This is a genomic window from Caulobacter segnis, assembly GCF_003243465.1.
GTDB classification, from domain to species: Bacteria; Pseudomonadota; Alphaproteobacteria; order Caulobacterales; family Caulobacteraceae; genus Caulobacter; species Caulobacter segnis_A.
Map to the genome: position 1 here is coordinate 1 of NZ_QFQZ01000115.1, position 10,683 is coordinate 10,683.

General features: G+C 67.7%; 9 protein-coding genes. 8 read left to right on the forward strand and 1 reads right to left on the reverse strand.

Features of this window, described 5'->3' with window-relative positions; genetic code table 11:
• Together DI526_RS21970 and lepB are read left to right on the forward strand one after the other, a co-directional pair.
• Positions 1-1,053: TonB-dependent receptor (locus DI526_RS21970; RefSeq protein WP_304282716.1), on the forward strand; the 1,053-nt coding region annotated here is incomplete at its 5' end.
• A 139-nt stretch (positions 1,054-1,192) separates the two neighbouring features.
• Positions 1,193-1,966, forward strand: a complete 774-nt coding sequence (gene lepB, locus DI526_RS21975) for a signal peptidase I (RefSeq protein ID WP_304282719.1) — start codon at positions 1,193-1,195, stop codon at positions 1,964-1,966.
• A 5-nt stretch (positions 1,967-1,971) separates the two neighbouring features.
• On the opposite strand, the gene DI526_RS21980 is transcribed toward lepB, so the two are convergent.
• Complete coding sequence (locus DI526_RS21980; RefSeq protein ID WP_304282723.1) at positions 1,972-2,304, reverse strand: EF-hand domain-containing protein; 333 nt, start codon at positions 2,302-2,304, stop codon at positions 1,972-1,974.
• A gap of 290 nt (positions 2,305-2,594) precedes the next feature.
• On the opposite strand from DI526_RS21980, the gene DI526_RS21985 reads away from it, so the two are divergent.
• From DI526_RS21985 to DI526_RS22010, 6 genes are all read left to right on the forward strand, one after another.
• Positions 2,595-3,836 (forward strand): SGNH/GDSL hydrolase family protein, encoded by a 1,242-nt coding sequence (locus tag DI526_RS21985; RefSeq protein ID WP_304282726.1) that lies wholly within the window; start codon positions 2,595-2,597, stop codon positions 3,834-3,836.
• A gap of 149 nt (positions 3,837-3,985) precedes the next feature.
• A complete protein-coding gene (locus tag DI526_RS21990) occupies positions 3,986-4,882 on the forward strand; it encodes a polysaccharide deacetylase family protein (protein WP_304282728.1) in 897 nt (298 codons plus the stop codon).
• A gap of 64 nt (positions 4,883-4,946) precedes the next feature.
• The gene (locus DI526_RS21995) at positions 4,947-7,187 is read left to right on the forward strand and encodes a S9 family peptidase (protein WP_304282731.1); all 2,241 of its coding nucleotides are present in this window, start codon (positions 4,947-4,949) and stop codon (positions 7,185-7,187) included.
• Between the two features lie 127 nt (positions 7,188-7,314).
• Complete coding sequence (locus DI526_RS22000; RefSeq protein WP_304282734.1) at positions 7,315-7,518, forward strand: hypothetical protein; 204 nt, start codon at positions 7,315-7,317, stop codon at positions 7,516-7,518.
• Between the two features lie 88 nt (positions 7,519-7,606).
• Positions 7,607-9,640, forward strand: coding sequence for a S9 family peptidase (locus DI526_RS22005; protein WP_304282737.1), 2,034 nt, complete (start codon positions 7,607-7,609; stop codon positions 9,638-9,640).
• Positions 9,641-9,690: 50 nt separating this feature from the next.
• On the forward strand, positions 9,691-10,473 hold the full coding sequence (locus DI526_RS22010; protein WP_304282739.1) for a thioesterase family protein: 783 nt from the start codon (positions 9,691-9,693) through the stop codon (positions 10,471-10,473).
• Positions 10,474-10,683: the final 210 nt, after the last annotated feature.

Here is a 10,683-nt window from a genome sequence, read left to right on the forward strand (position 1 = left end):
ACGGCCGCGGCCCCGTCGCGCGACCCGCTGGACTTCCAGGAAGATCCCTTCTTCACCCAGTGGCAGTACAAGTTCGAGACCAAGACCACGACCGGCCACATCGAGGACGAGTGGACGCTCACCGACGCCCTGAAGGTCAATTTCGGCTTCAAGGCGATCAAGGTGACCAACAACGTCCAGACCGTGGTCGGCGCCCCGCTTAGCGGCCAGATCGAGAGCAAGGACAACTTCCTGCCGCAGGTCGGCTTCGTCTACAAAGCCTCGCCGGACTTCGAAGTGTTCGGCGGCTACACCGAGAACATGGGCGCCTATGTCTCGGCGGCCACCTCGGGTCCGTTCGCCTCGCTGGACCAGAGCCGCGTCGACTACATCGCCAAGACCCTGAAGCCGGAAAGCTCCAAGACCTTCGAGCTCGGTGCCCGCTATCGCACCGAGCGCTTCCAGGGCGTCGCCGCCGCCTATCACGTCGCCTTCGACAACCGCCTGCTGGCGGTGGCGCAGGGCTCGTCGATCCAGGGCAACGCGCCGGTGCTGTCGAACGTGGGCTCGGTGGAGACCAAGGGCGTGGAGTTGGCCGGCACCTACCGCCTGACCGACGCCTGGAGCCTCTACGGCGCCTACACCTACAATGACTCCAAATACGAGAACGACGTCGTCGCCCAGGACGGCTCGATCAAGGCCCGCACCAAGGGCAAGACCGTGGTCAACACGCCCAAGAACATCTTCAAGGGCGAGATCGCGTTCGACCGGGCCGGCTTCTTCGGCAAGCTCGGCGTCGCCTACACCGACAAGCGCTACTACACCTACGAGAACATCGGCGGCCTGGCGCCGTCGACGACCGTGGCCGACCTGACCCTGGGCTATCGCTTCCCCGAGGAAGGCCTGGGCAAGGGCCTGGAAGTCCAGATCAACGTCACCAACCTGACCGACAAGGACTACATCTCGACCATCGGCTCGGGCGGCTTCGTCAACAGCGATCCGACCGGCGAGGCCATGACCGTCCTGCCGGCGCCGCCGCGCCAGGTCTATCTGTCGATCAAGAAGCGCTTCTGATCCTCTAAAACCTCCTCCCCTCCATGACCTGGGCCGGGCGCGCGTCGCCCGGCCTTTTTCTTTTGTCCGGACACGATTGGCTCCCCGTCCGGACACGGTCGTGCTGGCGGTGCAGAGGCCGGGGGCGCCCACTGCGGACATGACCGACACGCTCACCCCCTCCGCCGCGCCCCAGACCTCGCCGCGCGCCAGGTCCGAAATCCTGGAGATCATCCGCACCACCCTGGCGGGCCTCGCCATCGCCCTGGTTTTCCGGATCGTGCTGTTCCAGCCCTTTACGATCCCCTCCTCGTCCATGGAGCCGGGGCTGGTCGTCGGCGACTACATCGTCGTCTCCAAGTTCGCCTATGGCTGGAGCCGGGCGTCCCTGCCGTTCAACCCGCCGCTGCCCGCCGGACGCCTCTTGGGCGGCGCGCCCAAGCGCGGTGACGTGGTGGTGTTCCGACTGCCCCGCGATCCTGGCCAGACCTGGATCAAGCGGGTGATCGGCCTGCCGGGCGACCGCATCCAGGTCCGCGGCGGGCAGGTGTTCGTCAACGACAAGCCCCTCCCCCAGGCCCCGATGACCCTGGTCCGCGACCATGACGATCCCGACCGGCCCGTGCTCGAGGTCCGCGAGCGCCAGCCCGACGGAAGGTCGTACGTCACCTATGACGGCGGCGCCGGCCAGGCCGGCGACGACACCGGCGTCTATGTCGTGCCGGAGGGCCGCTACTTCATGATGGGCGACAACCGCGACAACTCGCTCGACAGCCGCTGGCCGCGCGAGCTGGGCGTCGGCCTGCTGCCCGCCGAGAACATCGTGGGCGAGGCCGAACTGGTGCTGGCCTCATGGAAGCCCGGCGCGGCGATCTACAAGCCCTGGACCTGGCTGAACCTGCAGTGGGACCGCTTCGTCCGGCCGATCCGCTAGCCGCGTCAGCGCGCCTTGAATTCGTCGAGGCTGAGAACGCCGTCATGATTGGCGTCCAGCCGCTGGAACGCGGCGTCCGAGCCGGAAGGCCGCGCGAGCGACGGGGCGGCGACGGCCCCGACGGCGAGACCCGCCAAGGCCGCCGCGAGGACGCGCCAGGCGAAGCTACGGCGGCGGGTTTGGGCCGTGGCGCGAAGATCCTGCTCGATGAAGTCGCGCAAGGCCTCGCTGGCCGTGCGCCGCGCGCCCTGGCAGCGCGCCATGAAGGCGGCCTTGGTTTCGGGCGGCAGGCGGATCTCGAGGGTTTCGGTTTTCTTGGGCGGCCTGCCGACGGACATGGGCGTCTCCGAGGTTTCGGACCGCCATCTTCGAGCCGCAGCGCGCAAAAGAAAAGCCCGGCCAAATGACCGGGCTGAAAGTTCATAGGGAGGAAACGCCCAGGAAGGGCAGAGGCGCTCGGCGCCTCACGGATCTCTGATAGCGCTAACATCGGTGTAGATGCAAGCGATTCTTATGCGACGGCGCGTCGCGGGCGCTGAAAGGCCGCCCGCCCGCTTTACGGACGATCGCAGAGGTCATACCACTGTTACCGCTACCGCCGCACAGGCGGAGCGGGAGAGAAGCGCTGATGATGTTGCGTACGCGTCGATCGCTGGCCGTCCTGGCCCTATCCTTGGCCATGGCCGCGCCCTTGGCGGCGCAAGCGGCGCAGGTAAAAGATCGCTGGGTCGGCGCCTGGGCCAGCGCCCAGCTCGCCCCCGACGCCAAGAACAGCCTCGCCCCCGAAGACTATCGTGACGCCACCCTGCGCCAGGTCGTCCGGCTCAGCCTGGGCGGCGACAAGCTGCGGGTCCGCCTGTCCAACACCTTCGGGACGCGCCCGCTGACCATCAAGGCGGCCCACGTCGCCGTCTCAGCCGCGCTCGACAGCGCCCGCATCAAGCCCGAGACCGACCGCGCCCTCACCTTCTCGGGCCGCACGGAAGTGACCATCCCGGCCGGCGCCGAGTACTGGTCCGATCCCATCGCCCTGAAAGTCGCGCCCCTGACCAGCCTGGCCATCAGCCTGCGCTATGTCGAGGCGCCCGACGTCCAAACCGGTCACCCCGGCTCGCGCGCGACCTCTTATGTGCTGGCCGGCGACCACGTGGCCGCCGCCGACCTGCCGGGCGCCAAGACCGCCGACCGCTGGTTCCAGATCGCGGGCGTCGAGGTGGTCCCGACCGCCAAGAAGGCGGCGGCGATCGTCGCGTTCGGCGACAGCATCACCGACGGCTACGGCGTCCAGCCCAACACCAACCTGCGCTGGACCGACGCCCTGATCGAGCGACTAAAAGGCAAGAACCTCGCGGTCCTCAACCAGGGCATCGGCGGCAACCGCGTGCTGCTGGACGGCCTGGGCCCCAACGCCCTGGCCCGCTTCGAGCGCGACGTGCTGAGCCAGCCCGGCGTCACCCACCTCGTGCTGCTGGAGGGCGTCAACGACCTGGGCACGCTGACCCGCGAGGCCCCCGCGACGCCCGAGGCGCACAAGGCTCTGGTCGACCAGGTCATCGCCGCCTATCGCCAGATGATCGCCCGCGCCCGGGCGCGCGGAATCAAGGTGATCGGCGCGACCATCCTGCCCTATGGCGGCTCGGCCTATTATCACCCCGGCCCGGAGAGCGAGGCCGACCGCCAGGCGATCAACGCCTTCATCCGCGCGCCAGGGAACTTCGACGGCGTCATCGACTGGGACAAGGCCCTGCGCGATCCGGCCAAGCCGACGCATCTGCTGAAGGCGTACGACAACGACGGCCTGCATCCAAACCTCGCGGGCTACAAGGCGATGGCGCAGGCCATCCCGCTGAGCCTGTTCGACGCGAAGTAACATCCAATAAATCCGACCTCCCCGGCGAATGCCGCGGCCCAGGTCCATCCGGAGAGTCAGACGTGCGTGCGCCCACAATCACAGCCAAAGTCGTTGGCGCTTTGCGTTCGATCTGGGCCCCGGCATTCGCCGGGGAGATCGGAAGGGGGATGGGAGCGGTAGGATTGGCGCTAGCCCTCGCGACCACCGCGCAAGCAGCGCCCAAGCCGGTGATCGCCTTCACCTGGGATGACCTGCCCGCCCACAGCGCGCTGCCGCCAGGAGTGACCCGGGTACAGGTGGCGGCGGACCTGCTGAAAGCCTCCGCCGACGCCAAGGCCCCGGCCTTTGGCTTCATCAATGGCGTCCAGACCGAGCGCGAGCCAGACTCTACGCCCGTGCTGAAAATGTGGCGCGACGCGGGCCAGCCGCTGGGCAATCACACCTGGTCGCACCAGAACCTCGCCGCCCTGACGCCCGACCAGTTCACCGCCGAGATCGCCAGGAACGAGCCGATGCTGAAGGAGCTGATGGCCGGCCAGGACTGGCGCTGGCTGCGCTTTCCCTTCCTGTCGGAAGGCGACACGCCCGAGAAGCGCCTGGCCATCCGCCAATGGCTGGCCGCCAACCACTACAAGATCGCCAGCGTGACCATGACCTTCGACGACTGGGCCTTCAACGAGCCCTACGCTCGCTGCGCGGCCAAGGGCGACCAGGCGGCCATCGCCGAGTTGGAGAAGCGCTACCTGGAAGGCGCCGCCGCCATTGCGGATCGATCCCGTGCGATGGCCAAGACCCTCTACGGCAAGGACATTCCCTATGTCCTGCTGATGCACGCCGGGGCCTTCGACGCGCGCATGATGCCGCGTCTGTTCAAGCTCTATCGCGACAAGGGCTTTGCATTCACGACGCTCGAGAAGGCGCAGAAGCACCCGTTCTACAAGACGGATGTCGATCCCAGCCTGCCGCCCCAGCCCACCACGCTGGACGGCGCGCTGAAGGCCAGGGGCTTGCCCGTTCCGCCCAAGCCGGTCGACCTCGATGCGCTGTCCGCCATGTGCCGATAGAGTTTCAAGCCTGAAACAACTTCGCTGCTGACAACGGCGACGCTCGCGCATAGCGTCCCGCGCCATGAAAACGCCCTCGCTCACGGCGCTCGCGGCCGTCCTCGCCCTCACCTCCCCCGCCCAATCTTTAGCGAAAAATGGGGCGGAAAAACTGACCCCCGAGCGGATCTTCGCCGATCCCAGCCTGTCGGGCCCGACGGCGCGCGGCGTGGCGCTGTCGCCGGACGGCAAGCGGGTCACCTACCTGAAGGCCAAGCCCGACGCCGCCAATGTCCAGGACCTGTGGGCGGCGGACGTGAAGGGCGGCGAGCCCTATCGCCTGATCGACTCGGCGGCTCTGTCCTCGGGCGCCAAGGAGTTGTCGGAAGCCGAAAAGGCCCGCCGCGAACGCGCCCGCGTCGCCGCCACGCGCGGCATCATCGAATACAGCTGGGACAAGCAGGGCCGCTTCATCCTGGTGCCGCTGGACGGCGACCTCTATGTGGACAGCGTCGCCGACGGCAAGGTCACGCGCCTGACCGAGACGCCCGGCGACGAGGTCGACGCCCGGGTCTCGCCGAAGGGCGGCTACGTGTCATACGTCCGCGACCAGAACCTCTATATCAAGCCGCTTACGGGCGGGGCCGAGACGGCCCTGACCACCGAGGGCAAGGACGCCCTGTCGTTCGGGACCGCCGAATTCATCGCCCAGGAGGAGCTGGACCGCTTCACCGGCTACTGGTGGAGCCCGGACGAGGCCCGCATCGTCTACACCCGCGTCGACGAGAGCGGCGTCGACATCGTGCCGCGCGCCGACATCGGTCCCAGCGGCGCGACGATCGTCAACCAGCGCTACCCCCGCGCCGGCCGCCCCAACGCTGTGGTCGAACTGCTCGTCCGCGATCTGGCTTCGGGCAAGGTGACCCCGCTGGATCTTGGCGCGAACAAGGACATCTATCTGGCCCGCGTCGACTGGTCGGCCGACGGCAAGACGATCTACGCCCAGCGCCTGACGCGCGACCAGAAGACCCTGGACCTGATCGCCTTCGACGCCGCGACCGGCGCCGGCCGGGTGATCCTGACCCAGACCGATCCGCACTACATCGAGGTCGCTGACGACTTCCATGCGCTGAAGGACGGGTCGTTCCTGTGGTCGTCGGAGCAGGACGGCAATCGCCACCTCTATCGCTACGCCACCGACGGCAAGCTGATCGCCCAGGTCACCAAGGGCGACTGGCCGGTCTCGGCGCTGGAAGGCGTCGACGAGGCCCGCAAGGTGGCGATCTTCGCCGCCTCGATGGACACGCCGCTGGAGCGCCGCCTGTACGAAGTGAGCTACGCCAAGCCCAGCAAGCCCAAGGCCCTGACCTCGGCCGGCGGCTGGTGGACGGCCAAGGTGGCCGGCGCTGGCGGCGCCTTCGCCGGTTCCTACAGCGACCCGAAGACCCCGCCACAGACGGCGCTCTATTCGGCCGATGGCAAGCGCGTCCGCTGGATCGAAGAGAACAAGCTCGCCGAGGGTCACCCCTATTGGCCTTATGCCTCGACCCTGCCGGTTCCGGAATTTGGCAGCCTGAAGGCCGCCGACGGCGAGACCCTCTATTACGAGATCCTCAAGCCGACCAATTTCGACCCGGCCAAGAAGTATCCGGCCATCGTCTCGGTCTATGGCGGCCCGCACGCCCAGCGCGTGACCAAGGGCTGGCATAGCCCGTCGGAACGCACCTACCTCGAAGCCGGCTATGTGATCTTCAAGCTGGACAACCGCGGCAGCGGCAACCGCTCGGCCAAGTTCATGCGCGCGCTCGACCGCCGCATGGGCACGGTGGAGGTCGAGGACCAGCTGCAGGGCGCCAAGTTCCTGGCTGGCCTGCCCTATGTCGATCCCGACAAGCTGGGCGTGATGGGCTGGTCGTACGGCGGCTTCATGACCCTGATGCTGATGACGGCCGAGAACACCCCGTTCAAGGCCGGCGCGGCCGGGGCGCCGCCCACCGAGTGGAGCCTCTACGACACCGCCTACACCGAGCGCTACATGGGCAAGCCCGACGAGAACAAGGCCGGCTACGCCTATTCCGACATCAACACCCGCCTGGACAAGCTCAAGCCCGGCAGCCTCTTGCTGCTGCACGGCATGGCCGACGACAACGTGATCCTGGAGAACAGCACCCGCGTGATGGCGGCGCTGCAGAAGAAGGCGATCCCGTTCGAGATGGCGCTGTATCCCGGCGAGCGTCACAGCGCCGGCAGCGGCAAGTCCAAGGGCCTCAGCGTGCTAAAGACCCACCTGGACTTCTTCGACCGCAAGCTGAAGGGCGGCCAGTAAGCCAGCCCGCCCGCGCGGCTTCGGCCGCGCGGGCCTGCGGCGACTTGCGGCGCCCGGATGACGGCGTGTCGCAGCGCTTTTGGATACCTCAGGCGGTATTCTTGCCTCCAGGTTGTGAGGCAAGACCATGCGTAAGAGCCACGCTGACGCCGTTGAATGGCTGATCGAGACCGTCAAGGAAGCCCTTGAGAACGGGACTGCGTCCGAAGAGGATCTGCAGGAGTGGCTGCTGGCCGCCGTCCTGCTTGAGGAAATGGCCCAGGAAGACGCCGAAGAGGCAAAGCTCAGCGACTTCCTGGCGCTTGAGATCGCGGGCCGAACGCTGCACTGATCACATTCGCCGAACGTTGGTCGGTTTTGACTTGTGCGTTTTGACGCGAGTGTCCCAAAGTTGAGCTTCTTCAAAGGGGAAGCTCATCATGCGCACAGTGCTTCTCGCCGCCGTCGCGGCGCTCGCGTTCCTGCCCAACATCGCCCACGCCCAGACGGCCGCCCAGGCGGTGGCCTCGACGCCGCTGATCGAACGCGCCAAGCTGTTCGGCAACCCCAGCCGAGGCCGCGCCCAGCTTAGTCCCGACGGAAAATGGCTGGCCTGGGGCGCACCCCGGGATGGCGTGATGAACATCTGGGTCGCGCCCCGCGCCAATCCCAGCCAGGCCAAGCCCCTGACGGCGGAAAAGACCCGCCCGATCCGCAGCTTCTTCTGGGCGCCGGACTCCGCGTCCATCCTGTTCGTCAACGACAAGGGCGGCGACGAGAACTTCCTGCTCTACGGCGTCGATGTCGCCAGCGGCGCGCAGCGGACGCTGACGCCGTTCGAAAAGACCCGCGCGGAAGTCCTGAGCGTCAGCCGTCAGGTCAAGGACCGCATCCTGGTGGCGGTGAACAATCGCGACCCGCGCTGGCATGACGTCTACAGTCTCGACCTCAAGAGCGGCGCGCTGAAGCTGGTGTTCAAGAACGACAGCTATGGCGGCTTCGTCGCCGACGAGGATCTCAACCTGCGCATGGCGCAAAGGTCGCGCGACGATGGCGGGGCCGACTATTTCCGGATCGTCGACGGCAAGGTCGAGACCACCCCGGTCGTCAGCTACGGCCTCGAAGACTCCCTGACCACGGAGGCCGTCGGCTTCACGCACGATGGCAAGACGCTCTACTGGCTGGACTCGCGGGGCCGCAACACCGCCGCCCTGATCGCCCAGGACCTGGCGGGCGGCCAGTCCAGCATCGTGGCGCAGGACCCCAAGGCCGACATCGGGCAGGTCCTGGCCGACCCGAAGACCGGCGTCGTCCAGGCCTATGCGGTCAACTACCTGCGCAACACCTGGACCGCGGTCGATCCGACCGTGAAGGCAGACCTCGACTTTCTGCAGCAGCAGCTGAAGGGCGAGATCAACATTACGTCACGGACCGACGCCGACGACCTTTGGACGGTGGCGGTCGATCCAGTCAGCGCGCCGTCCGCGCACTATCTGTACGACCGCAAGGGCCGCTCGCTGACCAAGCTGTTCGTCACACGCCCCGAGTTGGAGGGCCAGCCGCTCCAGCCAATGCATCCGGTCGAGATCAAGGCGCGCGACGGCCTGACGCTGGTCTCCTACCTCACCCTGCCGCCGGGCGCTGACGCCAATGGCGACGGCAAGGCCGACAAGCCCGCGCCGCTGGTCCTGTTCGTGCACGGCGGCCCCTGGGGACGCGACGTCTATGGCTACAACAGCTACCACCAGTGGCTGGCCAACCGCGGCTACGCGGTGCTGTCGGTGAACTACCGGGCGTCCACTGGCTTCGGAAAGGACTTCATCAGCGCCGGCGACCTGCAGTGGGCCGGCAAGATGCACGACGACCTGATCGACGCCGTGAAGTGGGCCGAGACCAATGGCGTCACCACCCCGAAGCAGACCGCGATCATGGGCGGCTCCTACGGCGGCTACGCCACCCTGGTCGGCCTGACCTTCACGCCCGAGGCCTTCGCCTGCGGCGTCGACATCGTCGGCCCCTCGAACCTCGAGACCCTGCTGAAGACCATTCCGCCCTATTGGGAGGCGGTCAAGCAGCAGTTCTACAAGCGCATGGGCGATCCCACGACGCCCGCGGGCGTGGCCCTGCTCAAGGATCGCTCGCCCGTCTATCGCGCCAGCGCGATCACCAAGCCCCTGCTGATCGGCCAGGGGGCGAACGACCCTCGCGTGAATCAGGCCGAGTCAGACCAGATCGTGGCCGCCATGCAGGCCAAGGCCATTCCGGTCACCTATGTCCTGTTCCCCGACGAGGGCCACGGCTTCGCCCGGCCACAGAACAACATAGCCTTCAACGCGGTGGCCGAGCAGTTCCTGAAGGGCTGCCTGGGCGGCCGCTCCGAGCCGATCGGCGGCGCGCTCAAGGCGTCGACGGCCCAGGTCAAGGCGGGGGCGGGGTTCACGCCCGGCCTACAGGAGGCGCTGGCGGCGAATTAGCGCGACGAGAGGCGTTGACTTCCGTAGCGAAAGAAAACGAACCTCTGCGAATGACAAGTTATTCCGATCTGATCGCCGGCGTCGTCGCCACCGACGCCGGTTTTTCCGCCCACGTCACCGACGACTGGAAGCAGGGCCGCACCACCTATGGCGGCCTCTCGGCGGCGCTGTGCGTGGAGGCCGCTCAGCGGGCCTTTCCCGAGGCGCCGCCGCTGCGCTCGGGCCAGTTCGCCTTCGTCGGTCCGGCGGCGGGTGAGCTGTCGATCGCGGTGAAGGCGCTCCGGCAAGGCAAGTCGACCCTGTTCGCGGCGGTCGATCTGGTCGGCGAACAAGGCGTGGCGACCCATGGCGTGCTGACCTTTGGCGCGAGCCGGGACTCGGATCTCGCCCACGAGGACCGCCCCGCCCCGGCCGTCGCGCCGCCCGAGGCTTGCGAGCCTTTTTTTCCAGAAGGCGCGGGTCCCACCTTCATCAGCCATTTCGAGGTGCGCATGGCCGGCGGGGCGCGGCCGGGCTCGGGCCAGCCGCCGGAGTACCTGCTCTGGATCCGCCACCGCGATGCGGCGGCGCGAGACCTGACGGCCCTCGTCGCCTTGGCTGACGCCCCGCCACCGCCGGCCATGACCCTGTTCAAGCGCTTTGGCCCGATCTCCACCATGACCTGGTCGCTGGACGTCGTCGGCGCGCCCCCGATCGGCGACGACGGCTGGCGCCTGCTGCGCAGCCGCGCCGAGACCATCGCCGACGGATACTCGACGCAGGAGATGCACCTCTGGGACGCTGAGGGCCGCCCCTTGATCCTGGCGCGGCAGAACGTTGCGGTGTTCGTCTAGATCACGACAGGCCACGTTCGCGCCCCTTGGCGAAGGCGGAATTTTACCCCCATGCTCCGCCCTCGGGTCGCCAGAGTCGCGGCCCGCGTGAGGGGAAACGTCCATGACCAAGATCGCCTGCCTGGCCGGCGCGGCCGCCCTGGCCCTGCTCGCCACGAGCGCCCACGCCCAGTCGGCGGAGGACGCGACCAAGGCCGCCCTGGCCGCGGC